Origin of the sequence: Pseudomonas sp. A34-9, from assembly GCF_029543085.1 — a bacterium.
Taxonomy (GTDB): domain Bacteria; phylum Pseudomonadota; class Gammaproteobacteria; order Pseudomonadales; family Pseudomonadaceae; genus Aquipseudomonas.
In genome coordinates, this window is record NZ_CP119967.1 from 2,074,400 (window position 1) to 2,099,177 (window position 24,778).

The window sequence follows — 24,778 nt, forward strand, 5'->3', positions numbered from 1 at the left end:
GCGGCTCAGAAAAATCTGGCGGGCATGCAAGAAATGGTTGGATTGGACTTCGGTATTCGCGTGTAACGGCGCGAACTAATGGAGCTGACTTGAGGTGGACGCAAGCGGTACTTGATGAGCGCAGCGGTTCAAGACTCTCAGTTGGGTAACATCGATAACTTCGCTGTCCAGCAGCCAGCGACGGGTCATGAAGCTATACCTGAGTATTCCGGCACGGTGTTCGATCAGGGCGATATTCCTGACCTTGACGTCTTTGTCGGCCAGCTCGGCAAATGCCTCGGGCAACGCCTGCGCCTGAGGAGCCGGCGGGTCGAAAAACCTCGCATCGAGGCCGTCGAAATAGATTCTGTCGACGGAGAGGTTGACAGTTTGGACAACGCCTTTCGCGGTGATGACGCGCACCCGGTCGATAAGGTCGCCACTGTCGTATTTCGGCAGATGAATCGTGCACGTTCCAATCTGCAGTTGATTTTTTTCCAGTCCGATTTCGACATCGCCCAGTGCGCTGGCGTCGAATTCCCAGGTGGATGAATAGCGCAATCCGTGGCTGGTGTCGGCCATGGCGCCCGGTGTTGCGATCCTGATTGTCATGTCCGCCGCGAGATGGATCAGGTACGTAGCACCTTGCCCGAGCAGATTTTCCATGGCGGTTTGCTCGGGGTAGGAGGACAGCAGAGCGCATGCCGGGGCAGCGCCCAGTTGATAGGCTTCGTTCTCGGCAAGTTCAAACAGGTAAAGCCCGCTGCGGTATTCCCATGGAAGGGACATGCGGGTTTTCCACGTTGTGAAAGCGTACATCTGATAGCTCGCAGCTACAGGTGGCGTGTCGATTTCGGATGTGAGACGGGCATTGAAGGCGACGCCATCGCTGAATATCAGCACGTACTTGTGCTTGGGATACGCCGCCATGGTTCTGAGGATTTTCACGCTGTTCATCGGGTCGTTTGCGCCCCGTGCCTGGGCAAAGAGTTTGAAGGTCAGCGTCTTTTTCCCAAAGTGGTAGGTCAGATCACATCCGATCAACAGGTCATGGTTTTTGTCCGATATTCTTGCCAGAAAACGGGCTTCGGATCGGGTCAGTTCATCGCTGGTGTAATCCAGATAAATCCGCGTGACCGCATCGCGGTGCTCTGCTGCATGGATTCTGCTGTGTTGCAGTGTTCTGGGCAGGTAATAACTGGCGTCATGGTTGTGCGCGATAGTGAAATCGGAGGCGTAGAGAATGATCGGTCTTTGCGTTTGGCCTTGTCGGGTGATGACCACCTCGACATCGACGGCTCTTGGGCTGTTGAGGCATTCAGGAAGCTCGGGCGCCAGGTAAAAGCCATCGCTGGTCATGAATTCGAGCTTGTTGTTCTTCAGCCGGTATTCATCCCCGACCTGTTGGTAGACGTCCTGGATGACAACCACACTTTTGGGGCTGTCGTGAAATTCGAACGTCGACGTGATGATCAGCGCGCACTTCTCGATGATCCAGCTTTCAATCAGATCCATCCGCCAATTCAAGACGATGACGCTTGGCTCTTTCCCGTCTTCGATAATGGAAATGCGGCCCGCCTCATGGGCCACGAAATACTCGTCCGCTCCGGCCTCACCTGATGCGCTCGCACCGCGGTGAAGCAAATGAAGCTGGTCGTCTCCGGCGCCTGCCTTGAGGGTGTCGAAGCCGCGGGATTTTATGATGTTGCGTTGGGCGGTGCCGGTGACTGTGCTGGCCGCTTGCGCTACGGTTTCAACATTCTCGATGCCTTCGATCAGGCTGCGGAACGTATAGGTTTTTCCATCTTCGGCCGATGAGTCGGGAGTCACGAGGTGGAGCGTGCCCGCCGGCAAGTCGATGTCGTAGCCGGGTGGGTTGGCGGCGCGCAAGTTGTAAAGTCCACCCAGGGACAACGTGTCGTTGCCCGCACCGCCCTTCAACTTTGAATAGTCAGCCACTCGGGAGGGATCCTTGAGCAAGTCTGCAGCTCCTTCGAAGACGAAGCGGTCGTCCTTTTCCCCCCCTGTCAGGTCTTTTCTTCCCGTCTTGTAGAGGAACGCGTTCGGCTGTTTCTCGACCCCTTTGATCGAGTCATTACCGTCGCCCAGTAACCACAAGACCCCTTTGTGCGCTGCCGTCGTTCCCAATTGCGCGCCTGGCGTGGCGTCGGTCACCCCGGCGCGGGCGTCAATGGTGTCGTCTGCGCCGGTAATCCGGGGCAGCTTGAGGTTTTCCCATCGGTATTGTCTGGTCCACCAGTTCCGTGTCCATTTGCGCGTCGGTTCGAGATGGACCTCAAAGGATCCATGAACGATGGCTTGCGTGGTGTCCTTCAACGCGCCATCCAGCCAGCGTTTGGCGTTTTCCTTCAATTGTCTTGAGTATTCGATCCGGGCTTTGGCAACCGTGTAGCGATCCATTACTTCATCGTCAGGGTCCATGAAACAGAACGCAAACCAGCCTGTGCGCCATCGCTCATGAGTGGTGAGTTCGATGTAGTCGTCAATATCGTCCACCATTCTTACAGCGGCATAAACTTGCGCCCCGAGGGCCAGCATCGCTCCGGCTGCGAGTCCGACCGGTCCGGCGAAGGAGAAGCCAGCCATGGCGGCTGCGCCGAGCAGGACCGTCATGGCGGCACCTGTAAGGCTCAAGCCAGCGCTGACGTAATGATCCATGGCCACTTTGCCGGTTGCATTTTCAGCGTCAGTCAACGATTTGACCGCAGCGTATAGATCGAAAGGCAACGTCAGTGCGCCCCCGATCAAGCCGCCGGAACGACCGAGCCTGACCGCGAATCGGGTCTTGGCGAAATCCTGATAGGCAAGGTGGCTGACCCTGATCATTTGCGTAGCGATGCGCGTCACGGCAATGTCGACGGCGATGGAAGCAAATTCTGCAGCGATGCTTGCGCCATTGAATACGGCTAGGGTGGTGTCGTCGTTTTTGACGGCGTCGACCACTCCGCGCAGGCCCATGAATATTCCGAAACCCTGAATCCCGACACTGGAGCCGAGCATCCAATGGCTCTTGACGGCCACCCAGAGCAGGTTGTTTTTCGGCAGGGAGGCGTGACGTAAATCGAGCTTCTGCGCCGAGTCCAAAAGTTTCGCCAGTTTGGCGTGATACACGCCTTGTGCTGCATCGCCTGCGAAATGTTTGCCAAGCACGGGGGGAGCGTCCAATGGACGTCGGCTGGCGATTTCGAACAGCAGCGACGACAGCAGATAACCTTGCGTGACCGTTGCCGATTTCATCCAGGTTTCGATGGGGAACGAGCTGAACTGTAACGAGTGGAGGAAGGATCGCCTGGGTATTCGAAAGAAGGTGTTCTGACGATTCAGGCGTTTGCCGGCAATGCTTGCGCCCAAGGTGTCAAGGGCTACGCGGGTGATCGAAACGGAGCCAATTTGCAGTGGCCCAAACAGCGCATCGACGTTTTTCAGCCTTCGCGTCCTGCGCCGGCTCTTGCGCTCTGTCTCGGCAGCGGCGTTGGCAAAATCGAGGGTCGAGGCCGTGTAAGCATTGGCCTGCAAGCCTATGTCGGTGATGACGACGGGATCATGTCGCGGGAAATAACCCGGACCAAAAGTGGCCATTTGAACATCCTTGTTCTGCCAGATTATGGGGCGAATAACGTCGTTATCTTAGGTTTGGCTTCCAGGCGATGTACATCGGTGGGTTGTTGCGGTGTATGTCGCCCGTCCCGCTCTTTGGGCCAAGCGATCAGTGGCTGCTGAGCAAAGAGGCAGCGCCTGCACCGCCAAACAGACCGGCACTGATCCGGTTGAACCAGCTCTGGCCTTTACCGCTGCGCAGATAACGCGCCGCTCCGTGGGCGCCAAGTCCATAGGCCAGCTTGCACAGCAGATCCAGCATCGTCCAGGTCGCGATCATCACCAGCAACTGCGGCAGGAACGGTTGTTGCGCGCTGAGAAACTGCGGCAGAAATGCCGCGAAGAACAGGATGTCTTTCGGATTGCTGGCGCCCAGCACAAAGGCGCGGCCAAACAGCGCCCGAAAACGTGGCGCGGGCGCCGCTTGCGGTACTTCGGCGCCGGTTGCTGGCTGGCGCGATTGCTGCCAGCTCTGCCAGGCGAGGTAGAACAGGTACAGTGCGCCGACGATCTTCAGGGCACTGAAGAGTTTTTCCGAAGCCAGCAGCAGGGCGCCCAGACCCAGGGCCGATGCACTGAGCAAGCAGATCGAGGCAATCACGCCGCCGAGAAACGCCGGGTAAGAGCGGCGCAAACCGTAATTCAGGCTGTTGCTGATCATCAACAGCGACAGTGGTCCCGGAATGAGGATCACCACCAATGCCGCGCCGCTGAACAGCAGCCAGGTTTCCAGACTCATCACTTTGCTCCTTTTTTATTGGTATCGAGAATGTGCAAAAGCCCCACCCGCAAGGGGTGAGGCTGTGTTGAAGCTTGAACCGCGTAGCGCTTACAAGAAGATGAACTTGGCGATGAAGATCGCGCAGAGCACCCACAGGCTGACGGAAATTTCCTTGTACTTGCCGGTACCGGCCTTCAGTGCCACGTAGGTGATGAAGCCCAGCGCGATACCGTCGGCCACCGAAAAGGTCTGCGGCATCATGATCGCGGTGACGATCGCCGGGATGGCGTCAGTGGCTTCGTCCCATTCGATGTGGGCCATGCCGCCCATCATCAGCATCGCCACGTAGATCAATGCACCGGCGGTGGCGTAAGCGGGAATCATGCCGGCCAGCGGTGCGAAGAACATCGCCGCTATAAATAGCACACCTACGGTGACTGCGGTAAGACCAGTCCGACCACCAGCGGCCACGCCGGCAGCACTTTCTACATAGCTTGTTACCGGAGGGACACCGACCACGGCGCCGAAGACGCTGGAGGCACTGTCGGCTTTCATGGCGCGAGAGAGGTTTTCGATGCGCCCGTCAGCGTTCACCAGATTGGCCCGCTGGGCAACGCCCATCAGGGTGCCGGCGGTGTCGAACATGTGCACAAAGAGGAAGGCCAGCACCACGCTGATCATGCTGACGTTGAACACGCCGGCGACGTTCATGGCCATGAACGTTGGCGCCAGGCTCGGCGGGGTCGACATGATTCCTTCGTAATGCACGATGCCCAGGCCCCAACCGGCCAGGGTCACGGTGATGATGCTGATGAGGATCGCGCCGAAGACTTTGTGATAGCTGAGGATCGCAATCATCAGAAAGCAGATGGCCGCGAGCAGTGGGCCAGGTTCGCGCAGGGAGCCGAGTTTGATCAGAGTGGCCGGGCTATCGACGACGATGCCAGCGGTTTTCAAGCCGATCAGTCCGAGGAACAGACCAACGCCGGCGCCCATGGCAAAGCGCAGACTGACCGGAATACTGTTGAGCAACCACTCACGAATCCGCGAAAAGGTCAGGATCATGAACAGTACACCGGAGACAAACACCGCACCGAGCGCGGTCTCCCAGTTGTAGCCCATGGTGCCGACCACGGTGTAGGTGAAGAAGGCGTTGAGGCCCATGCCCGGTGCCAGACCGACCGGCCAGTTGGCGTACAGGCCCATCAACAGGCAGCCCAGCGCAGCGGCGATACAAGTGGCGACGAACGCCGCACCGTGATCAATCCCGGCATCGGCCATGATGTTCGGATTGACGAAGATGATGTAAGCCATGGTAATGAAGGTTGTCAGACCGGCAATCAGCTCGGTCTTCACCGTGGTGCCATGCAAGCTGAGTTTAAACAGACGTTCCAGCAAGCCACTGCGTAATGGCGGCGAGAGGTCCAGCGTCGATGCTTCGGATTTGCGGCTTTCCACAGCGAGTACTCCTCAAGAGTTTTATTGTTATTTCCAGGGCCGGACCCATGAGGGGTGGCAGCGGCCCTTTGAGGCATACGCGAATTTGTTGACCATGCGGTCAGGAACTCGCACGCTGTGGATTATGCTTTTGTGTACAAATAAAGCAAATATTGTTTTTGGTTTTGTTTACGAAAGTTCCGTCGATCGCGATATATCGCTTCTGGCGGCCCCTTCGCCAGCAAGCTCGCTGCCACATTCGAAATGCGTTCCCCTGTGGGAGCGAGCTTGCTCGCGAAGAGGCAGTCCCATTCAATCGAGAGCCGTCTGACTTTTGCCCAGCGCCATATTCACCGCCAACCATCCGTTCACTGCCGCTTCCCCAGCCTCGGCAAACACCCGCTCCAGCAATTTCACCTGCTCGCGCCGCAACGCCTGCTCGAACTTCGCGCCTTCCGCCGTCAACTCCAGCAGGCGTTTACGCTTGTCAGCTTCCGAGGCGACGCTGTCGACCAGATGCATTTCCTGCAACTGCCGCAACGGCATGTTCAATGCCTGCTTGCTCACCCCGAGCAACCCCAGCAGTTCCTTCACGCTCAAATTCGGATAACGCGCGATGAAAAACACAATGCGCTGGTGCACCCGCGACAGGCCACGGCGCTCGAGCATTTCATCAGCTTTCGCAGTGAACGCCTGATAGCCGAAGAAAAACGCTTCCATCGCCTGTTGCTGACTGGATGGGTTTTTAAGGTCAAGCATATTGACGTACTCGCTTAAGCTGTCGTAATTTCAGTCAATAAGTTTGACTCATTTTTCGCATCCCTCGCTACCGGTGACCGCCATGGCTTTTTCCAAACGTGTCTCGCGCCTTAAAAGTTCTTTGATCCGTGAAATCCTCGCCGCAGCGCAGCGCCCGGAGGTGATGTCGTTCGCCGGCGGCTTGCCGGCCGAAGCCATGTTGCCGAAAGTCGAATGGGCCGACATGCCGCTGTCACTCGGCCAATACGGCATGAGCGAAGGCGAGCCGGCGTTGCGCGAAGCGTTGGCGGCGCAGGCGAGGGCGCTGGGGCTGGAATGCGAGGCGAGCCAGGTATTGGTGGTCAGCGGTTCGCAACAAACCCTCGATCTGGCGGCCAAGCTGTACATCGACCAGGGCACGGAAATTCTGCTGGAGGCGCCGACCTATCTCGCCGCGCTGCAAATCTTTCAGCTGTTCGGCGCCGATTGCCTGACCGTAGCGCAAGAGTCCGACGGCCCGAACCTGGCGCAGTTGCGCGAGCGCCTGGAACAACATCGCCCGGCGTTTATCTATCTGATTCCTACGTTCCAGAACCCGTCTGCCGTGCGCTACAGCGAAGAAAAGCGTGCAGCGGTCGCGGCTTTGCTCGACGAGTTCGGCGTCACGCTGATCGAAGATGAGCCTTACCGCGAGCTGACGTTCGATGGCGGCAGCGCCAAACCGATCGCCGGACGTCTGAAAAAATCCAGCTGGATCTACACCGGTACGGTTTCGAAAACATTGCTGCCGGGTCTGCGTGTCGGCTATCTGATCGCCAGCAAGGATCTGTTTCCGCACCTGCTCAAACTCAAGCAATCGGCAGATCTGCACACCAACCGCATCGGTCAGTGGCAGGCGCTGCAATGGATCGGCAGCGACAAGTATCAGCAGCATCTGAGCCAATTGCGCGGGTTCTACCGGCAGCGGCGCGATGCCTTCCAGACGGCGCTGGAAACGCACTTTGCTGATCTTGCCGACTGGAACATGCCACAGGGCGGGCTGTTTTTCTGGCTGACGCTGAAGCAACCGCTGGACACGCGAACGTTGCTCAATGAAGCGTTGGCCAATGATGTGGCGTTTATGCCAGGGGAGCCGTTTTTCCCGGAGCCGGACAATCACCACGGGCATTTGCGTTTGAATTTCAGCCACATCGACCCGGCGCGGCTGAATGAAGGATTGAAGCGATTGGCGGCGGTGGTGCGCCAGGCGCAGATGGATAAAGCGGCCTGAAAACAAATAAACCGGCTCGATGGCCGGTTTATTTTTGTCTGAGATTTTGAGTGCCTGTAATGGCCCTATCGCAAAATCATCAGGCCGCCGCAAACCGCTTATCCAGATAATCAATAATCACCTTGGACTCATACATCCACGTCGTCTGCCCATTCTCTTCAATGCGCAGGCAAGGCACCTTGATCCGGCCACCTTGTTCCAACAGGGCCTGACGATCCTGCTCATTGTTCTTCGCATCCTTCAGCGCCACTGGCACATTCAGGCGACGCAGTGTACGACGGGTTTTCACGCAGAACGGGCAGGCGTGGAACTGATACAGCGTCAGATCCTTCGCGGCGGCATCCACTTGCGCCTGAGCAGCGGCGGGGCGTTTTTTCTTGCCCGGACGGGTGATGAAGTCGATGAAGATAACCAGTTGGCCGAGGCCGACACGAAGCGCTTTGACGAACACGATGAAGCCTCACGGTGCACATTGAGAAAGGCGCGCAGCTTACCCGATTTTTCACGGACGAAAAAAAACCGGCGATGAATGCCGGTTTTCTTCGTGCTGCAAATTACTTGATCAGGCTGAGAAACTCGCTGCGGGTCGCCGCGTTTTCACGGAACTCACCGAGCATCACCGAGGTGATCATCGACGAATTCTGTTTCTCGACACCGCGCATCATCATGCACATGTGCTTGGCCTCGATCACCACGGCAACGCCCAGCGCGCCGGTGACTTGCATCACCGCATCGGCGATCTGGCGGCTGAGATTTTCCTGAATCTGCAGGCGGCGGGCGTACATGTCGACGATCCGCGCGACCTTCGACAGGCCCAGCACTTTGCCGCTCGGGATGTAGGCGACGTGCGCCTTGCCGATGAACGGCAGCAGGTGGTGTTCGCACAACGAGTACAACTCGATGTCCTTGACCAGCACCATTTCGCTGTTGTCGGAGCTGAACAGGGCACCGTTGGTGACCTCTTCGAGCGTCTGTTCATAACCGCGGCAGAGGTACTGCATGGCTTTGGCGGCACGCTTTGGCGTGTCGAGCAGGCCCTCGCGGGACACGTCCTCGCCCAATTGGCCGAGAATCGCGGTGTAATTCTGTTCCAGTGTCACAGAGGCTGATTCCATAAGGGTTTCAGAGGGGTACTGTTTCTGTCTGTACCAATTTTGTACCAATCAAGCTGTTTTCGAGCTTTCCGAGTTCACCCCAGTCAGTGCTGGAGTTGATCCATCGGGCTTAGGTCGATAGCAACATCTGAACGCTATGACCGAGCTGAGTGGCAATAAACGCAGGGTTCATACCCGCCATGAGGCACATGGTAGCGTAAGTGTGTCGGCAGTTGTATTGCCGGCGGGCGCGAATCCCAATTCGGTCAGTGCGGCCTGGAAGTGTTTATCGGTCGCGCTCGACTGTTGAATGAACTCGAAGTTCTTCGTTGGTGGGAATACGTAGCCTGATTCGGTGCGTTTGCGCCGGCTCTGCGAGGCACGTTGTTGCGCTACCAGCTCGGCTTGCTTGATGGCGTGCAGTGCGCGACTGTTGAGCATGACCTGGCGCCCGTTACGGGTTTTGGTACGCTCCTCGATCTTATAGTCCGCGACGATTCGACACACGTTGACCAGCCGCTTTTCCTTGTCGACCTCTTCCCAGCGCAGCGCCGCGATCTCGCTGGGGCGCATGTCAGTGTAAAAGGCGAACTCGAAGTACGCGGCGTAGATCCGCATCGAATGGGTCAGCGTCTTATATAGGTGGTCGATGATTTGGTTGGCTTCGCCAACCGTGAACGGATCGATGGGCTTTTTGGCCTTCACCGGCAGTTCGATGGACTCCACCGGGTTACGGTTGATCAGACCATCTTTTACCGCAGTGCCGAACACCGTGGTCCGGCGCTGGATTGCCGCACGCTTCACGCCCGGCGTCGGCCATTCTGTATTGGCTACCGCGCTCTTGATGTCGGAAGAGCACTAGTGCACGCGTTGATTGATCAACTGAGCGCCCAAGAGCCGGTCGATTGGCTTTGCGCAGTCTTTGATGCCACTCGTTCGTGTTACTACGCCCACTGCCTCAGGCGCCGAACTCCAAGCGTTGAGCCGCTTCGTTGCGCAGTCGGGTCAACGAACTGTTTACGCAAAGTCGAAGCGCTGCCGGTAGCCGCAGCATCGTGTCGATGATGCAGGAAGACGGCGAGCAAATCGGGCGGTTCAAAGTGCGTGGTCTGATGCGGGAAATGGTATTAGTCAGCAAACAACCTGGATCACATGCCTACAAACAAGCGACGGTTGAGCGGCCTGACATCTCGAACATCTTGAATCGAGAGTTTGATGTGCCGGCGCCGAATCAGGTCTGGTGTGGCGACATCACCTACATCTGGGCTCAAGGGAAATGGCATTACCTGGCTGTCGTTATGGATCTTTACGCGCGCCGAGTGGTGGGCTGGGCGCTGTCAGGCGTAACGCTGTGGCTAAAACCAATCAGGCGGCACTGTTTTTTATTTGTTAGTCGTAAAATCTCCCAGTCATAAATATTCAATAGTAAAGTTCAATTCAGCATTAGCCGTGCCGGGCTTTAATTCTTCATTTTGTATGCGGTAGTATGCGGCATTCATGGGAATTGTATAGCTTGCACCGCCCGAGCCGAATAACCCAATGGATCGTTTAGAAGTGCCGTCGATTATAGCCGGTGCGTTATCGAAATGTTTAATCTGAATACCAACACCTTTCGCCGTGGAACTGGAATTCAATCTGATGACGCCATTTCGGTAATCATAAGTCTCGCCGACTCTCTGGAAGCTATAATTAACGGTATTAATACCTTTCGGGCAGTTATTTAAATTTATGCCAAAAGCAACAGGCGCTGCAGTGCTTCCCGGTGCACTCCCAATGTCGCTGAGCGTGTAAGTGCCCATTCGGAGATCGATATTCGGCGTTTCGCAGGAGGCCGTTATGACGGTGGCGCCGTTCGTCTGAATAGATAATGGAAATAAATCCCCAGTTTGTAGGTAACCGAGAACACCAGATGGAATAACCGTGCCCCCTTTCACATCACCGACTTTGACTAATTCCAATCGAAAACGAGTTCCGGAAAATCCGTAACTACCACGAGAAAACATGTTATTTGGATCTAAGTATCCTCGAAGACTTTTTCCAGTGCTGCTATAATAGAGTTTCCAGGCAATCCCCGTAGCGCCAATCGGAAACAGTTCTGATTCCGGTGTTGAAGTACCCACATTATTTTTGATGGCTGCGGAAAAAGAGGTTGTGCAGCTAAACCAGCTGTCAGTTATTCCCACGGTAAATTCACCCTGAAATATCACGGTTCCATTTAAAGCGTCTCTGGGTATTGTAAGGTTCGAAGGGATCTGGTAATTCATGGGGGATTGTTGCTTGTATGTGTCAAACGTGCATGTTGCTGCTGCATTAATTGACCAACTTAACAGTACTACCAATAGGCCGATGTATTTCACCTTCATCAATTATCACCTTCATTTTTACGCTGGAGTTCTGACACGTATAGAGTGCTGGGTTTTGAATGCCTTATGAGAAAGTGCGCTGTAGTGCTTCGTAATCTACATTTGTGGAGAAAGAGTGGTTCTATAAGGTGAATTTTGAAGATCCGCGCTGGCTGTGAAAATAAGAAAAGTCTTATTCTCTTTGGCGTTCGATAGACGGTAGTTGCTGTGGATGAAAGGTTTGTGCCAGGGCGTGGATGTACGATCCAGGTTATGCAGTCAGCCGTTTCGCCAACATTTGCAGCGGGTGACTGTCCGATGGTCGACAGAAATCTTCAGTTGATCAATCAGCGCGTGCGTTCGTGCTCTTCCGACATCAAGAGCGCGGTAGCCTTTTTTAAAATGGATTTCTCCTGCTCAAGGCGAGCAATCCGAGCTTCCAACTCCTGAATCTTCTGCTGCTCGGGCGTCAACGCTTTTGTCTGCGGAGTAACACCGCTGCGCTCCTGCTGGGTTGGTTCACCCTGCGACGCAACGCGGAATCGACCACCTTGAGTGACCGCCAGGCCTCGATATGGCTTTAGCCTTGATCGAGCACGAGAGCTGCGGCTTCGCGTTTGAATTCAGCGGAAAAGGAACGACGTTGCTTGGTCATCTGACACTTCTATCTGGCGAGCATTCTCGCCTAAATGGGTGTCCGGTTTCATTAGACCACTAACGAAGTACTTCAAGTGTCGTAATTCCATGGTTCTAATCCATGCTTTTTAAGCATCTTGTCAGCCCTCATATGTATTGGGCGACGTGCCCGAGGCGGAGTTACTATAAGTTCCGATATTGCAGGATAAGGCCGCCAAATTAGGGGGCGTCATGCGACTGACGCCGTTAATCTCAGTCATGCCTAGAATGCATCCACCAGTGAGCCCGCCAAACCTTATCATTATCCCGGTGGAACTTTCTGGCGTTCTTACATTTAGAGCAAGGAACAGATATGAGTACAAACCCTTTCGAATATGCCGGCAAAACTGTGTTGATCACAGGTGCCGCGACCGGTATCGGTCGAGCCACCGTGCTTGCCTTTGCGAGCAACGGCGCCTAGGCGATGTCGATTTACGCGCCGATGACACTTGTCAAATTGATTGAAGAACAAGGAGGGGGCGCTATGTTCATTGAAACCGACGTCTCCAAAGCCGCTTCCGTCGAAGCCTTAGTGATGTCCGACGTAAAGCGTTTCCGCAAGATTAATGCGGCGTTCAACAACACCGGGGTTTTGCCGCCCACCGCACCCTTGGCCGAACAAAGTGAAACTGACTTTGATAGGGGCTTGAACGTCGACCTCAAAGGCGTGTTCCTGTGCCGGAAGTTTCACATCCAGGCCATGTTGCAAACGGGCGGCGGCGCCATCGTCAGCCTCTGTCGCCGGTGTGCTTGCGGATCCTGGCATGGCGCCCTATGTGGCGGCCAAGCATGGCGTGGTCGGCTTAAGTCGTGCAGCTTGCACTGGATTACTCCCGTGCGGGAATTAGGGGCAAAGCCTTGGTTCCCGGCCTAGTGGCAACGCCGATGACCGAGCACTGGCTCAGTGACCCCGTCTTCAAACAGGCTTTGATGAACAACAGGCCAATCGGCCGACCGGCTCAACGGGAGGAAATGAGCGGCATGGTGCTGCTCCTGTGTTCGCCCGCCGCCAGCTTCGTGACCGGTCAGGTCTATCTGGTGGATGGTGGCCAGACGGCGCATTGATCACCAAACGTTGGCCATCATTGTGAACAATTTATTACTTTATCGCACGCAACCACGTGTGTGATCACGACCCGCAGGAGAGCATCGCCCATGACGTCAGTCACGCCTGAAACTTCTACCGTAGAAAAGCCAGCTCCGCTTAAATTCAAAGTCTTCAATGGCGGCGAAGCCCATATGGGTTTCGGCGTCAATTCGACGATCATTTACGGCGAGCGCGAGGCGCTGGTCATCGATACCCAATTCACTCTGTCCAATGCGCACCGCCTAGTAGCCGACATCCTCGAGACCGGCTGCGATCTAACCTACATCTATATCACGCACTTCCATCCAGACCATTTCCTGGGGCTGTGCGTGGTTCATGATGCATTTCCCACTGCGAATGTCGTGTCACTTCCGGAGATCGCCCAGTCGGTGAATGACGCCTTCGACTTCAAGATTCGTTACTGGGGCAATGAAGTGCTCGGCGTTAACGGCGCCAAGAAGTCTGTGCACGTTAATCCATTGCAAGAACCGCTGATGCTTATCGACGGACAGAAGGTCGAGGTTATCGGTCCGCTGCGCGGTGACTCCGACTTGCAATCGGTGGTGTGGGTGCCCTCAATCAGAACCCTGGTGGCCGCGGATACAGTGTTCGCCAACGCTCATGTCTGGGTTGCCGATGACAAAACCCCGGAAATGCGACAGGAATGGTTCGATGTCCTTGATCAGTTGGAGGCGCTCGCTCCGCTGGTAGTCGTGCCTGGCCATGCACCGTCTGCGGACTTCACCTCGCCGGATGCCATCGGGTTTACCCGGGAGTATCTGATCGCGTTCGTCGAAGAACTAAAAAAGTCCGATGACAGTACTCAGATCATGGCAGCGATGGAGCGGCGCTATCCCGGGCTGGCTACGCACATTTGCCTGGAGTACAGCGCCAAGATCCTCAGGGATGAGTACCAGTGGGCAGGGGAGTGGCCGCAAGCGTTACGCGACTTGAAGCCTATATTCTGACGTGTAACATCGACTGATTTGCGTTTAAACCCTCCCTAGCGCCATCTTCAGGGAGGGTTTGGCCGCCTTTACTGGCTTTAAGTTATCAAGGCCGAAGGATCTGCAGCTTAGCCATAGACCGCCTAGACACCTCAGCAACAGCTTTATTACCAGCACTCAGGATCCTCGCAGCCCAGACGGACGGCGAACCTCACGAGGCCACTGAGACTTTTCGATTGTGGTGCAGTGCCTCGCCTAACAGATCGAAGGAGCTACTTGCTCTCGTCGACTCTGGAGAGCTGGATGTCTGCGACTTCTACAGCTTGCACATTGCCATTCACAACGGCCTAAAAGCGGATCTGCCTTACTTCTCTGAGCGGGCGTATGCACTGATTGATAGTGGCACGGCTGTTGAGAAGGCTCAGGTTATCCAAACTTTTATCCTCCCCGCCATTTAACGATGACGCCCAATGGCGCCGGGTGCCAAACCAAAGGCAGCACTCTGATTCCGCTCCTGATGGCTTGGGCAACATCGCAAGACGAAACTAAGATAACCAGAGAATTCGTAGGTTCCGCTAATAAGTCTCTCAAGCATTGCACCATGCGGGCCTGGTTGCCAAGGGAGACTAGTGAGGAGACGTTGTATAGAGATATATCACGGCATGGCCTAGCGCTCACTGACATTCCCGTAACTGCGGACGGCGCGGCGGCGATCAAAATGCTCAACGCCGAGGTTTCGAGAGATGGTCATCTCATGACGCTGTCAGCTGTCAAACACGAGCACTGGCCAATCCTTGTTATGGCGTGCAGGCACTTCCGGATACCGATGCAGGTATTTGAGCTAAGTCATTGATTTTAATGATCCTGGCTGCCTAGAAAAACTTCAAAACATGGCGGTGTAATTCTGTTCCAGGGACATGAAACTACCTGTGGGGATTTTCGCAAAGGGCAAGGGTACGGTGGCGGACACAACCCTGCAAGTTCGGTGTAACGGGATTATTCGTCGCGGCCTTCCATCATGGTGCGTTTAAGCATCACGTAAACCGCGCCGGCACCGCCATGTTTGGCCTGGCACGAGCAGAAGCCGAGCACCTGTGCGTGTTGGCGCAACCAGGTGTTGACGTGGCTTTTGATCATCGGTCGCTTGCCGTCCAGGCGCACAGCCTTGCCGTGGGTGACGCGCACGCAGCGGATTTCGAATTTGGTCGCTTCGGCAAGGAAGGCCCAGAGGGTTTCGCGGGCCTTTTCCACGCTCATGCCATGCAGGTCGAGGCTGCCTTCGAACGGGATCTGGCCGACCTTGAGCTTGCGCATCTGACTTTCCTGCACGCCATCGCGGGACCACATCAACTCGTCTTCCGGGCCGACGTCGATCACGAACTGATCGGACAGGCCATCAACGGTAGCGGTGTCGGTACGCACGGTGGCGGACTGGCGCAGCTTGGCGATCTGTGCGCGGTCAGCCTTGGGTTTGCCGGTGTCGGCGCGATCGTGCTTGATCGGCTTGACGCCTTGGATCGCACTTTTGAACAGGGAAAAATCGTCGTCTTGCATGTCAGCCTCCGCGAAGGGCGGCCAGTTTACCCAAGTCGAAACAAAACGGCCCGGCAAAAAGCTAGGCCGGTGAGTCAGTCGTGTTTTTTCATCAGGTGTGGGGACATGTTCAGCTCCCGCGATTGCCGTGCGCGACGGCGGCAGCGGCGCCACAGGGCGACACCGAAATACAGAAACAGCAAGCCGACAGCCAGAATGATCGCCGAGCCCATCGGCGTAGCGTTCAAATCACCGAGCGCCGGAGGGCGCCCGAGCAGGCTGGCGGCCCCGGCCATCGCCAGCAGCACACCGAACGTGGCCAGAATGGCCGCAATCGCCGCGCCAAATCGAAAACGCCAGTTGCTTTGGCCTTTGGGCCGCAAGCGGCGTGCGTCAAATCCATCGGATAACTTCATTCCGACCTTCCTCAATGGGTATCGGCCCTTCGACCGGGAGTTGACCGGGTTGTTCCTGAGGCTATGGCATTTGCGGCAAATGAGAGGATTTTGCGGATGAGCGGCGCCGTGAGCCGCTCATCAAAGCAGATCAGATCAGGTCTTGCGTCAACGCGAGGGTGGCGAAGTTGTCCGCCATGATCGCCATCTCAGCTTCCTGCACCACGGCGGCGCTGAGCACGCGGCCCTTGAACGGCAAGTCACGGGTCGCGCAGGCGTCTTCCACCAGGGTGCAACGGAAGCCCAGGTTTTTCGCTGCACGTACGGTGGTGCTGACGCTGGAGTGGCTCATGAAACCGCAAACGATCAAATCCAGCGAGCCGAGGTTTTGCAAACGGTCGAGCAGTTCGGTGCCATGGAAGGCGCTCGGCAGCAGTTTGCCGATGATGGTTTCATCGCCTTGTGGCTCGAGGCCCGGGATGAATTCGCCGCGTTCGCCCTGCGGGTCGAACAGGCCGCCGACGGTGCCGAGATGACGCACGTGCACGATCGGCCGACCGGCTGCACGGGCTGCGGCAACCACTTGTTTGATGTTCGCGACGGCCGCGTCCATGCCGCTCAGGGCCAGCGGGCCACTGAGATATTCTTTCTGGGCATCGATGATGACCACGGTGGCATGGCTCAGTGTGGCCGCTGCGTAACCGCGACCGCTGAGTTGAAACATCGTTTTTGGAACGGACATTCTGGGGCTCCTTGGGGTGGGGCTTTTGCGACATTGTCCTCTGGCTGAGCGGTTCTGTGAATCGCTACCATCGTAGGCACCGTCGTTATTGGCCTGCAGCCTTGTCAAGTTACACGTTCTGTTCAATAGCCGATGCAAAAAACAGAAAACTCCTACCGTCGTCCGGATGATTTTCCTGCGTCGTCGTGGCGCGTTTTGGCTGGTAGAATTGCCAGTCGTTTTTTCTGGAGTTCTGCCCCGTGATCACTTCCCGACTTCGTACCCTGCGCGACCACATTCGTTGGGCCGTCAGCCGCTTCCATGGGGAGGATCTGTTTTTCGGCCATGGCACCGACAATGCATGGGACGAAGCGCGGCAACTCGTACTCGGCGCATTGCACCTGCCGTGGGAAATCGCCGACAGCTACCTCGATTGCGCGCTGGAAGACGATGAGTTGGTGAATCTGCAACGCCTGCTCAAGCGTCGTATCGAGGAACGCATTCCGACCGCTTACCTGTTGGGCGAGGCGTGGTTCTGCGGTATGTCGTTCATCGTTGACGAGCGCGTGTTGATCCCGCGTTCACCGATTGGCGAACTGATCGAAAATCACTTTGCGCCGTGGATCGGCACCGAGCCGGCGCGGATTCTCGACCTGTGCACCGGTTCCGGTTGCATCGGTATTGCCTGCGCCTATGAGTTCCAGAACGCCGAGGTGGTCCTGGCCGATTTGTCGTTCGAGGCGCTGGAAGTGGCCAACCAGAACATCGAGCGTCATGGCGTTGATGAGCGTGTGTACACCGTGCAGGGCGATGGTTTTGATGGTTTGCCGGGTCAGCGTTTCGACCTGATCGTGTCGAACCCGCCTTACGTGGATGCGGAAGATTTCGCCGACATGCCGGACGAATACCAGCACGAACCGGAGCTGGGCCTGGCGTGTGGCGACGATGGTTTGAACCTGGTTCGACGCATGCTCGCTGAAGCGGCCGATCATCTGACCGAGAAGGGCCTGTTGATTGTCGAGGTCGGCAACAGCCAGGTGCACGTTGACGCGTTGTACCCGGAAGTCGATTTCGCCTGGCTCGAATTCGAGCGCGGCGGGCATGGTGTGTTCATGCTGACGGCGGAACAGTGCCGCGATCATCAGGCCCTGTTCGCTTCCCGCGTCTAAAGGCTAAAGGCAAAAGATCGCAGCCTTCGGCAGCTCCTACATTGGGATTTGTGTACACCCTGTAGGAGCTGCCGAAGGCTGCGATCTTTTGATCTAGCGGTGTGTGGCAATCCAGATCAACAACCCCGCCTGAAACACCGCAAACGCCACCAGACAGGTAATCGTAAAGCGCAGTCCGGCATCTTCACGCTTGAACTTGCTGACCTTGTCTTCCTGCTTCTTCAGCTTCACTTCCTGCTCGGCCAGATTCTGCTCGGCCTGCTGAAGCATCTGCGCCGCTTCGAGAATCTCGACGTTCTGCAGCTTTTCGCTGTTCCAGTCGCCGAGCAAGTCACCGACCTTCACTTGCTTGACGCTACCCTTCAAATGCTGGGCATCGGCGTACACCACATCAAACCCGTGGACCCGCAGGAAATGATCGCGACGCAGACGCGTGTCTTCATTCAGCGCGTCCTTGTTGTTCAAGTCCATGCCGTCGACGGTGTACGTCGGCCAGCGCTTTTTCGCCCAGTTGATGCCTTGCGCGGCCATGAAGCGACCGATGCCACGGTTCAACGGTTCGATCTGCAGGCCACTGTCCGGGCCGAAATGCACACGCTTGGTCGTGTGATTGACCCACACATCGAGATGATTCTGTTCTTTGCGCACGCGCTGGCCAGGCAGCTTGATTTCCATGCGCATCAGGCTGTGTTCTTTGCTGTTGCGCTCGGCATAGCCGAACTCGACAAAGCGTAGCGGCCGGCCACCGGTGTGACGATCGGTCTGCAACGGGGCCAGGCGGAGCATCTTGTGGTGCTCGACATGGACATCCGCCCACGGCAGCTCGACCGCTGGCGGTGCGTCTTTTTCAGCGGTGGTGTCGGGTGAAGTCGGGGTATCAGTCATAACGGCGAGATCCTGTCCAAGCCCTGCTTGCCGCCAGCCATTGCGCTGGCGACAAAGGCTTATCGGCCGTTTTTTGCAGGACTGGAGGGCTAACAACGGTTAACGGGTGCGAAGTCCGTCAATAAACTCGATGATTTTGCTACCCAGCTCCGCCGCCAGCGGCAAATTCGGATCCTTGTATGAGGCCAATTGCCGCTTCATGTCGTTGTGCACGATGCGCATGACGTGGTTCATGCCTTCGATCACCACCAATTCGGCGTCCGGTTTGGCGGCTTTGAGCCGCTTTGCGTCCTCGGTGCCGACCTGGATGTCGTTGCTGCCCTGAACAATCAGCGCCGGCATCTGCAATTGCGCAAACGCTTTCGCCGGATCCTGACGGAACAGTGAAATCAGATATGGCTGCACGCTTGGGCGGAAAATCACCTGCAACGGCTGCGGCACATTGTCGTCGGTCTGGCCGGCCTTGAGGCTATCGAGCAGCTCGTTACTGCGCAGCATCAGCGGTGGCGGCAGGCTGCGAGCCAGTTGCTCGCGGATGACCTGATCGACCGGGCGGGCGCTGCCGGACAAGGAAATCACCGCCGCCGCATCGACTTTCGGCGCGGCGAGGCTGGCAATCAGCGCGCCTTCACTGTGGCCCAGCAGGATCAGCTTGCCGAAACGTGGATCGGCCTTGAGCTTGCGCCCCCACGCCACCGCGTCCGCCGCGTAGGCCTCGACCGACAAATTGCGCTCATCAGGCGTCGCCGCCAGGCTCGCCGCAACACCGCGTTTGTCGTAGCGCACGCTGGCGATATTGTGTTTGGCCAGCACCCAGGCCAAGCGCTTGAGGCTGTCATTACGCCCGCCGTCGGGGTTGTTTCCGTCACGGTCCGTAGGACCCGAGCCAGAAATAATCAAGACAACCGGCACCGGGTTGTCAGATTTTGGCAGCAGCAGCGAACCGAAAAGTTCGCCAGTGCCGGTATCCAAAGTGACCGGGCGTTGTAGGACCGTCGCCTGGGCAAAGCCAGTAAAGAGGGTAAGACTCAAGATCAAAACTCGCAGCATCATCACGCCATCATTCGCCAAGGTGCCGGTTGGACTCGCCAGCACCACTAAGGTTCGAGGATGAACTACTCGGTTAGCCTGCGTATACTGGCGCGCATCACGAATTTGGGTTTGATTTCACGGAGCGTCCTGCATGTCCGGCAATACCTACGGCAAGTTGTTCACTGTCACCACCGCTGGCGAAAGCCATGGTCCGGCGTTGGTCGCCATTGTCGACGGCTGCCCGCCGGGCCTGGAGATCTCCCTCGAAGACTTGCAGCGCGACCTCGATCGCCGCAAGCCGGGCACCAGCCGCCACACCACCCAGCGTCAGGAAGCCGACGAAGTCGAAATCCTCTCCGGCGTGTTCGAAGGGCGCACCACTGGTTGCTCGATCGGCTTGCTGATCCGCAACACCGACCAGAAGTCCAAGGACTACTCGGCCATCAAGGATCTGTTCCGCCCGGCCCACGCCGACTACACCTACCACCACAAATACGGTGAGCGTGATTACCGTGGCGGTGGCCGCAGCTCGGCGCGGGAAACCGCGATGCGCGTGGCGGCCGGTGCGATTGCCAAGAAATATCTGGCCAGCCAGGGCATCGTCATCCGTGGCTACATGAGCCAGCTCGGCCCGATCGAAATCCCGTTCAAGACCTGGGATTCGGTGGAAGACAACGCTTTCTTCAGCCCGGATCCGGACAAAGTCCCGGAGCTGGAAGCCTACATGGATCAGTTGCGCCGCGATCAGGACTCGGTCGGGGCGAAGATCACTGTCGTTGCCGAAGGCGTGATGCCGGGTCTGGGCGAGCCGATTTTCGACCGTCTCGACGCTGAACTGGCCCATGCGCTGATGAGCATCAACGCGGTCAAAGGCGTGGAAATCGGCGCCGGTTTCGCCTGCGTCGCCCAACGCGGCACCGAGCATCGCGATGAGCTGACCCCGGAAGGTTTCCTCAGCAACAATGCGGGCGGCATCCTCGGCGGTATCTCGTCCGGTCAGCCGATCGTTGCCCATTTGGCGTTGAAGCCAACGTCGAGCATCACCACCCCGGGCCGTTCGATTGACATCCACGGCAACCCGGTCGACGTCATCACCAAGGGCCGTCACGACCCATGCGTCGGCATTCGCGCCACGCCGATTGCCGAAGCGATGATGGCCATCGTGCTGATGGATCACCTGCTGCGTCACCGTGGCCAGAACGCCGATGTACGCGTGAGCACGCCGGTGCTGGGTCAGCTTTGATGGCAGGCCTCAAGGCCGTCGCGGCATAACCGGCGTGGCGGCGCTCCCTTACTGGCGGCTGTCCAGTTTCTATCTGTTCTATTTCGCCTTGCTCGGTTCGACAGCGCCGTTTCTGGCGCTGTACTTCGATCATCTCGGTTTCAGTCCGGCGCGGATCGGTGAACTGGTCGCGATCCCGATGCTGATGCGCTGCGTGGCGCCGAACATCTGGGGCTGGCTGGGCGATTACACCGGCAAACGCCTGGCCATCGTGCGTTTCGGCGCGGTGTGCACGCTGCTGACCTTTTCGTTGATCTTCGTCAGCAAGACCTACGCCTGGCTGGCGATGGTCATGGCCTTGCACGCGTTCTTCTGGCACGCGGTGCTGCCGCAATTCGAAGTGATTACCCTGGCGCATTTGCAGGGGCAGACCTCGCGTTACAGCCAGATCCGTCTGTGGGGTTCGATCGGGTTCATCATCACCGTGGTCGTGCTCGGTCGTCTGTTCGAATGGCTGAGCCTCGATATCTACCCGGCGGCGCTGGTGTTGATCATGGCCGGTATTGTCCTCAGCAGTCTGTGGGTGCCGAACGCGCAACCGCCACAAGGCAATCGACCGACCGGCGAGGGTTTCCTCAAGCAACTGGGTAATCCCGGCGTGCTGGCGTTTTATGGCTGCGTGGCGCTGATGCAGATGAGCCACGGCCCGTATTACACCTTTCTGACCTTGCACCTTGAACGACTCGGCTACACGCGCGGCACCATCGGCATGCTCTGGGCCGTGGGTGTCGTTGCCGAAGTGCTGATGTTTATGGCGATGAGCCGGATTCTGGCGCGGTTTTCCCTGCGTCGGGTGTTGATGGCGAGTTTTCTGCTGGCGGCGCTGCGGTGGTTGCTGCTAGGTTCGTTCGCCGAGTTTCTCTGGGTGCTGTTGTTCGCGCAGGTTCTGCATGCGGCGACCTTCGGCAGTTTTCACGCCGCTGCCATCGCTTTCCTGCAACGTAGCTTCGGCGCGCGCCAGCAAGGGCAGGGCCAGGCGTTGTACGCCGCACTGGCCGGCACCGGCGGTGCGCTTGGTGCGTTGTATTCCGGTTACAGCTGGAATGCCCTCGGCGCGACATTGACCTTTAGTATTGCCAGTCTCGCGGCACTTGCCGCTGCCGTTATCATTGCCACACGTATGCAAGAGGACAGGCCATGAGCCTTACGCGTGAACAACTCGCCCAGCAAATCGTCGACGCCGGGCGTTTTTTGTATGGCCGCGGCTGGTCGCCGGCCACCAGTAGCAACTACTCGACGCGCCTGTCGCCGAGTGAAGCGTTGCTGACCGTGTCCGGTAAGCACAAGGGCCAGTTGGGCCTGGACGATGTGCTCGCCACTGACTTGTCCGGCAACAGCCTGGAACCGGGCAAGAAGCCGTCCGCCGAAACCTTGCTGCACACGCAGCTGTACAGCTGGCGGCCGGAGATCGGCGCGGTGTTGCACACCCATTCGGTCAATGCCACGGTGCTGTCGCGCCTGACCCCGCAAGACTTTATCGAGTTCGAAGACTACGAACTGCAAAAAGCCTTCAGCGGTATTTCGACCCACGAATCGCGGGTGCGCGTGCCGATTTTCGACAACGATCAGGACATTGCGCGCCTCGCCGCCAAGGTGCAGCCTTGGCTCGACGCCCATCCCGATTGCGTCGGTTATCTGATTCGCGGCCACGGTCTCTACACCTGGGGCGCACAGATGAGCGACGCGCTGCGGCAGATCGAGGCCTTTGAATTTTTGTTTGAATGCGAGTTGAAAACCCGCAGCGTCATGAACCGCCAAGGCTGACTTCACCAGAAGTAGCCCGTTTGCCTGATGAAATGCTGTGCCCGACCGGTCTGCAAGAACCGGACGGCAAGGCCGATACCGAGGAATTGCCCCAATGAGCAGCCTGTCCGTCTATCACGTTTCCAGCCCCGATATTCCCAACAAAGTGCTGACCCACTTTGAAGACATCGCCTCGACCCTGGCCGAGCAAGGCGTGCGCTTCGACCGCTGGCAAGCCGCTGCGAAGATCCAGCCCGGCGCAACCCAGGAAGAAGTGATCAGCGGCTATAAAGAGCAGATCGACAAATTGATGACCGAGCGCGGTTACATCACCGTCGACGTCATCAGCCTGAACAGCGATCACCCGCAAAAAGCCGAATTGCGCGCCAAGTTCCTTGAAGAACATCGCCATGGCGAAGACGAAGTCAGATTTTTCGTCGCCGGCCGTGGGCTGTTTACCCTGCACATCGACGATTACGTCTACGCCGTACTCTGTGAGAAGAATGATCTGATCTCGGTACCCGCCGGCACCAAGCATTGGTTCGACATGGGCGAGCATCCGCACTTCGTGGCGATTCGTCTGTTCAACAACCCGGAAGGCTGGGTTGCCAACTTCACCGGCGAAGACATCGCCGGCCGCTTTCCGCGTCTGGAGGACTGATTCGATGTCGATCAAAGCCATTGTCACTGACATCGAAGGCACCACCAGCGCGGTGAGTTTCGTCTTCGACGTGCTGTTTCCGTATGCGGCCAAACACCTGCCGGATTTCGTCCGTCAGAACGCCGAACGCGCCGATGTTGCCGAGCAGCTCGATGCCGTGCGCCGTGACAGCAACGCGCCGCAGGCCGATGTCGAACGGGTTGTCGAGATTCTCTTGAGCTGGATTGAGGAAGACCGCAAAGCCACGCCGCTCAAGGCTTTGCAAGGCATGGTCTGGGCCCAGGGTTATCACGCCGGGCAATTGAAAGGGCATGTTTACGCGGATGCGGTGGAAGCGTTGCGGCGCTGGCATGCTGCCGGTTATCAACTGTTTGTGTACTCGTCGGGCTCGATCCAGGCGCAGAAGCTGATTTTTGGCTGCTCGGAGGCGGGCGATCTGACGCCGCTGTTCAGCGGGTATTTCGATACCACGTCGGGGCCCAAGCGTGAGGCGCAGTCGTACACCAATATCCAGCAGGCCATCGGCGTAGAGCCGGCGGAGATCCTGTTCCTCTCGGACATCGTTGAAGAGCTGGACGCTGCGCAAGCCGCCGGCCTGCAAACCTGTGGTTTGGCCCGCGAAGGCGGGGAGTTGGGAAGCCACGTCACCGTCGAGACGTTCACCGCCATCGAACCTGAAGCTTTCTAATTCACACCTACCCCTGTAGGAGCTGCGGCACGCTGCGATCTTTTGATTCTGATCTTTAAAAACAAGATCAAAAGATCGCAGCGTGCCGCAGCTCCTACAGTGAGTCCGCGATGAAATAGAGATCGCGCACAAAAAAACAGGCCGTGTAGCGAAAGCTCCACGGCCTGTTTTGTTTAAAGCGCTTTAAAAATTACAGCGAGTGATACGTCGGCAGAGCAAAACGCTGCTGGCTTTGCAGCATTGCAATTTGCGGCAACTCACTGGCTTGTTCAGCCAGGTCACGGCGAATGGCACTGATCGCCCACGACAGTTGGTCGCCGGCATGCAGTTGTTGATAAGTCAGTGCGCGTTTGAACACTTTGCCGTCGCTGCTGCGCAGTGTCAGCAGGATCCCGCCATCGGGACGTGGCGCAGTGGTGACGTCGAAGTTGGAGAACAGGGAGGTAAATTTTTCTTGAATCAGGCTCATGTCTTTCAGCTCCGTATGCACTTGAATGGCAAGCATGCAGAGGAGGTTGCAGCGATTGTGCCAGCATTTGAAAATAAAATAATCGTTATAAATCAACTACTTAAAAACAAGGAAAATTGAACGGGTCGTGCAAACTGCATGAATGGCCATCGTGCATCCTGCATTTTGCGGGATCGTTGTCGATTCGACGGAACCAATCGTCGATCCGCAGATCAGCACCGATCCCCAAAGATCAGCGGATACAAAACATTGCAAAAACCGCGTGTACAGCGCGAGAAGCGCTGACGTATTT

Annotated in this window: 24 protein-coding genes and 2 pseudogenes; 11 read left to right on the top strand and 15 right to left on the bottom strand. The window is 57.1% G+C overall.

Annotation, left to right across the window (positions count from 1 at the left end):
• Window positions 1-75 precede the first annotated feature (75 nt).
• The 4 genes from P3G59_RS09280 to P3G59_RS09295 all read right to left on the bottom strand — a co-directional run bounded on the left by P3G59_RS09280 (window position 76) and on the right by P3G59_RS09295 (window position 6,514).
• Window positions 76-3,579, bottom strand: a complete 3,504-nt coding sequence (locus tag P3G59_RS09280; RefSeq protein ID WP_277761306.1) for a calcium-binding protein — start codon at window positions 3,577-3,579, stop codon at window positions 76-78.
• 127 nt (window positions 3,580-3,706) lie between these two features.
• Window positions 3,707-4,336, bottom strand: coding sequence for a LysE family translocator (locus P3G59_RS09285; protein WP_277761307.1), 630 nt, complete (start codon window positions 4,334-4,336; stop codon window positions 3,707-3,709).
• 90 nt (window positions 4,337-4,426) lie between these two features.
• Window positions 4,427-5,776, bottom strand: coding sequence for an NCS2 family permease (locus tag P3G59_RS09290; RefSeq protein ID WP_277761308.1), 1,350 nt, complete (start codon window positions 5,774-5,776; stop codon window positions 4,427-4,429).
• A gap of 291 nt (window positions 5,777-6,067) precedes the next feature.
• Window positions 6,068-6,514 carry a MarR family transcriptional regulator gene (locus tag P3G59_RS09295; RefSeq protein ID WP_277761309.1) on the bottom strand — a complete coding sequence of 149 codons (447 nt, stop codon included), beginning with the start codon at window positions 6,512-6,514 and terminating at the stop codon, window positions 6,068-6,070.
• Between the two features lie 82 nt (window positions 6,515-6,596).
• On the opposite strand from P3G59_RS09295, the gene P3G59_RS09300 reads away from it, so the two are divergent.
• The gene (locus tag P3G59_RS09300; protein ID WP_277761310.1) at window positions 6,597-7,763 is read left to right on the top strand and encodes a PLP-dependent aminotransferase family protein; all 1,167 of its coding nucleotides are present in this window, start codon (window positions 6,597-6,599) and stop codon (window positions 7,761-7,763) included.
• 79 nt (window positions 7,764-7,842) lie between these two features.
• On the opposite strand, the gene P3G59_RS09305 is transcribed toward P3G59_RS09300, so the two are convergent.
• The 3 genes from P3G59_RS09305 to P3G59_RS09315 all read right to left on the bottom strand — a co-directional run bounded on the left by P3G59_RS09305 (window position 7,843) and on the right by P3G59_RS09315 (window position 9,661).
• Complete coding sequence (locus P3G59_RS09305) at window positions 7,843-8,214, bottom strand: glutathione S-transferase N-terminal domain-containing protein (protein WP_277761311.1); 372 nt, start codon at window positions 8,212-8,214, stop codon at window positions 7,843-7,845.
• Between the two features lie 103 nt (window positions 8,215-8,317).
• Window positions 8,318-8,863 (bottom strand): GTP cyclohydrolase I FolE, encoded by a 546-nt coding sequence (folE, locus tag P3G59_RS09310; protein ID WP_019826593.1) that lies wholly within the window; start codon window positions 8,861-8,863, stop codon window positions 8,318-8,320.
• 183 nt (window positions 8,864-9,046) lie between these two features.
• Window positions 9,047-9,661 carry a tyrosine-type recombinase/integrase gene (locus P3G59_RS09315; protein ID WP_277761312.1) on the bottom strand — a complete coding sequence of 205 codons (615 nt, stop codon included), beginning with the start codon at window positions 9,659-9,661 and terminating at the stop codon, window positions 9,047-9,049.
• Window positions 9,662-9,685: 24 nt separating this feature from the next.
• On the opposite strand from P3G59_RS09315, the pseudogene P3G59_RS09320 reads away from it, so the two are divergent.
• Window positions 9,686-10,197 (top strand): annotated as a pseudogene (locus P3G59_RS09320) (DDE-type integrase/transposase/recombinase); the annotation flags it as partial.
• Window positions 10,198-10,266: 69 nt separating this feature from the next.
• Here the strand turns inward: P3G59_RS09320 and P3G59_RS09325 are convergent.
• Window positions 10,267-11,220: a fimbrial protein gene (locus tag P3G59_RS09325; protein WP_277761313.1), complete on the bottom strand. Its 954-nt coding sequence runs from the start codon at window positions 11,218-11,220 to the stop codon at window positions 10,267-10,269.
• Between the two features lie 312 nt (window positions 11,221-11,532).
• Window positions 11,533-11,854, bottom strand: a pseudogene (locus P3G59_RS09330) (transposase); the annotation flags it as partial.
• A 462-nt stretch (window positions 11,855-12,316) separates the two neighbouring features.
• Here P3G59_RS09330 and P3G59_RS09335 point away from each other — a divergent pair.
• From P3G59_RS09335 to P3G59_RS09345, 3 genes are all read left to right on the top strand, one after another.
• Window positions 12,317-12,748: an SDR family NAD(P)-dependent oxidoreductase gene (locus P3G59_RS09335; RefSeq protein ID WP_277762124.1), complete on the top strand. Its 432-nt coding sequence runs from the start codon at window positions 12,317-12,319 to the stop codon at window positions 12,746-12,748.
• A complete protein-coding gene (locus P3G59_RS09340) occupies window positions 12,748-12,939 on the top strand; it encodes an SDR family oxidoreductase (protein WP_277761314.1) in 192 nt (63 codons plus the stop codon). Before P3G59_RS09335 ends, P3G59_RS09340 begins: the two co-directional genes overlap by 1 nt.
• A gap of 90 nt (window positions 12,940-13,029) precedes the next feature.
• Window positions 13,030-13,929, top strand: coding sequence for an MBL fold metallo-hydrolase (locus tag P3G59_RS09345; protein ID WP_277761315.1), 900 nt, complete (start codon window positions 13,030-13,032; stop codon window positions 13,927-13,929).
• A 975-nt stretch (window positions 13,930-14,904) separates the two neighbouring features.
• Here P3G59_RS09345 and P3G59_RS09350 read toward each other — a convergent pair.
• The 3 genes from P3G59_RS09350 to P3G59_RS09360 form a co-directional block, all read right to left on the bottom strand.
• Window positions 14,905-15,462 carry a Smr/MutS family protein gene (locus tag P3G59_RS09350; RefSeq protein ID WP_038366959.1) on the bottom strand — a complete coding sequence of 186 codons (558 nt, stop codon included), beginning with the start codon at window positions 15,460-15,462 and terminating at the stop codon, window positions 14,905-14,907.
• Between the two features lie 74 nt (window positions 15,463-15,536).
• A complete protein-coding gene (locus tag P3G59_RS09355; RefSeq protein ID WP_007914024.1) occupies window positions 15,537-15,857 on the bottom strand; it encodes a hypothetical protein in 321 nt (106 codons plus the stop codon).
• 130 nt (window positions 15,858-15,987) lie between these two features.
• Window positions 15,988-16,578 carry a cysteine hydrolase family protein gene (locus P3G59_RS09360; RefSeq protein WP_007914026.1) on the bottom strand — a complete coding sequence of 197 codons (591 nt, stop codon included), beginning with the start codon at window positions 16,576-16,578 and terminating at the stop codon, window positions 15,988-15,990.
• A 239-nt stretch (window positions 16,579-16,817) separates the two neighbouring features.
• On the opposite strand from P3G59_RS09360, the gene prmB reads away from it, so the two are divergent.
• Window positions 16,818-17,726, top strand: coding sequence for a 50S ribosomal protein L3 N(5)-glutamine methyltransferase (gene prmB / locus P3G59_RS09365; protein WP_007914027.1), 909 nt, complete (start codon window positions 16,818-16,820; stop codon window positions 17,724-17,726).
• Window positions 17,727-17,819: 93 nt separating this feature from the next.
• On the opposite strand, the gene P3G59_RS09370 is transcribed toward prmB, so the two are convergent.
• A complete protein-coding gene (locus P3G59_RS09370; RefSeq protein WP_277761316.1) occupies window positions 17,820-18,611 on the bottom strand; it encodes a hypothetical protein in 792 nt (263 codons plus the stop codon).
• Window positions 18,612-18,710: 99 nt separating this feature from the next.
• The gene (locus P3G59_RS09375; RefSeq protein WP_277761317.1) at window positions 18,711-19,664 is read right to left on the bottom strand and encodes an alpha/beta fold hydrolase; all 954 of its coding nucleotides are present in this window, start codon (window positions 19,662-19,664) and stop codon (window positions 18,711-18,713) included.
• A gap of 130 nt (window positions 19,665-19,794) precedes the next feature.
• On the opposite strand from P3G59_RS09375, the gene aroC reads away from it, so the two are divergent.
• From aroC to mtnC, 5 genes are all read left to right on the top strand, one after another.
• Complete coding sequence (gene aroC / locus P3G59_RS09380) at window positions 19,795-20,886, top strand: chorismate synthase (protein WP_277761318.1); 1,092 nt, start codon at window positions 19,795-19,797, stop codon at window positions 20,884-20,886.
• A 34-nt stretch (window positions 20,887-20,920) separates the two neighbouring features.
• On the top strand, window positions 20,921-22,066 hold the full coding sequence (locus P3G59_RS09385; protein ID WP_277761319.1) for an MFS transporter: 1,146 nt from the start codon (window positions 20,921-20,923) through the stop codon (window positions 22,064-22,066).
• Window positions 22,063-22,689, top strand: coding sequence for a methylthioribulose 1-phosphate dehydratase (locus tag P3G59_RS09390; protein ID WP_007959997.1), 627 nt, complete (start codon window positions 22,063-22,065; stop codon window positions 22,687-22,689). The genes P3G59_RS09385 and P3G59_RS09390 overlap by 4 nt, the downstream gene beginning before the upstream one ends.
• Before the next feature lie 94 nt (window positions 22,690-22,783).
• On the top strand, window positions 22,784-23,329 hold the full coding sequence (locus tag P3G59_RS09395; protein ID WP_277761320.1) for an acireductone dioxygenase: 546 nt from the start codon (window positions 22,784-22,786) through the stop codon (window positions 23,327-23,329).
• 4 nt (window positions 23,330-23,333) lie between these two features.
• On the top strand, window positions 23,334-24,017 hold the full coding sequence (mtnC, locus tag P3G59_RS09400; RefSeq protein ID WP_277761321.1) for an acireductone synthase: 684 nt from the start codon (window positions 23,334-23,336) through the stop codon (window positions 24,015-24,017).
• A 190-nt stretch (window positions 24,018-24,207) separates the two neighbouring features.
• Here mtnC and P3G59_RS09405 read toward each other — a convergent pair whose 3' ends face one another.
• Window positions 24,208-24,486 (bottom strand): DUF3509 domain-containing protein, encoded by a 279-nt coding sequence (locus P3G59_RS09405; RefSeq protein WP_008080936.1) that lies wholly within the window; start codon window positions 24,484-24,486, stop codon window positions 24,208-24,210.
• Window positions 24,487-24,778 lie beyond the last annotated feature (292 nt).

Bases quoted from the DNA above. Each gene is read 5' to 3' on its own strand.
- P3G59_RS09405 (WP_008080936.1), bottom strand. From the start codon at position 24,486: ATGAGCCTGATTCAAGAAAAATTTACCTCCCTGTTCTCCAACTTCGAC.
- P3G59_RS09350 (WP_038366959.1), bottom strand. From the start codon at position 15,462: ATGCAAGACGACGATTTTTCCCTGTTCAAAAGTGCGATCCAAGGCGTC.
- P3G59_RS09360 (WP_007914026.1), bottom strand. From the start codon at position 16,578: ATGTCCGTTCCAAAAACGATGTTTCAACTCAGCGGTCGCGGTTACGCA.
- aroC (WP_277761318.1), top strand. From the start codon at position 19,795: ATGTCCGGCAATACCTACGGCAAGTTGTTCACTGTCACCACCGCTGGC.
- P3G59_RS09375 (WP_277761317.1), bottom strand. From the start codon at position 19,664: ATGATGCTGCGAGTTTTGATCTTGAGTCTTACCCTCTTTACTGGCTTT.
- P3G59_RS09355 (WP_007914024.1), bottom strand. From the start codon at position 15,857: ATGAAGTTATCCGATGGATTTGACGCACGCCGCTTGCGGCCCAAAGGC.
- P3G59_RS09325 (WP_277761313.1), bottom strand. From the start codon at position 11,220: ATGAAGGTGAAATACATCGGCCTATTGGTAGTACTGTTAAGTTGGTCA.
- P3G59_RS09335 (WP_277762124.1), top strand. From the start codon at position 12,317: ATGACACTTGTCAAATTGATTGAAGAACAAGGAGGGGGCGCTATGTTC.
- P3G59_RS09285 (WP_277761307.1), bottom strand. From the start codon at position 4,336: ATGAGTCTGGAAACCTGGCTGCTGTTCAGCGGCGCGGCATTGGTGGTG.
- P3G59_RS09395 (WP_277761320.1), top strand. From the start codon at position 22,784: ATGAGCAGCCTGTCCGTCTATCACGTTTCCAGCCCCGATATTCCCAAC.
- P3G59_RS09280 (WP_277761306.1), bottom strand. From the start codon at position 3,579: ATGGCCACTTTTGGTCCGGGTTATTTCCCGCGACATGATCCCGTCGTC.
- P3G59_RS09300 (WP_277761310.1), top strand. From the start codon at position 6,597: ATGGCTTTTTCCAAACGTGTCTCGCGCCTTAAAAGTTCTTTGATCCGT.
- P3G59_RS09390 (WP_007959997.1), top strand. From the start codon at position 22,063: ATGAGCCTTACGCGTGAACAACTCGCCCAGCAAATCGTCGACGCCGGG.
- P3G59_RS09295 (WP_277761309.1), bottom strand. From the start codon at position 6,514: ATGCTTGACCTTAAAAACCCATCCAGTCAGCAACAGGCGATGGAAGCG.
- mtnC (WP_277761321.1), top strand. From the start codon at position 23,334: ATGTCGATCAAAGCCATTGTCACTGACATCGAAGGCACCACCAGCGCG.
- P3G59_RS09345 (WP_277761315.1), top strand. From the start codon at position 13,030: ATGACGTCAGTCACGCCTGAAACTTCTACCGTAGAAAAGCCAGCTCCG.
- P3G59_RS09370 (WP_277761316.1), bottom strand. From the start codon at position 18,611: ATGACTGATACCCCGACTTCACCCGACACCACCGCTGAAAAAGACGCA.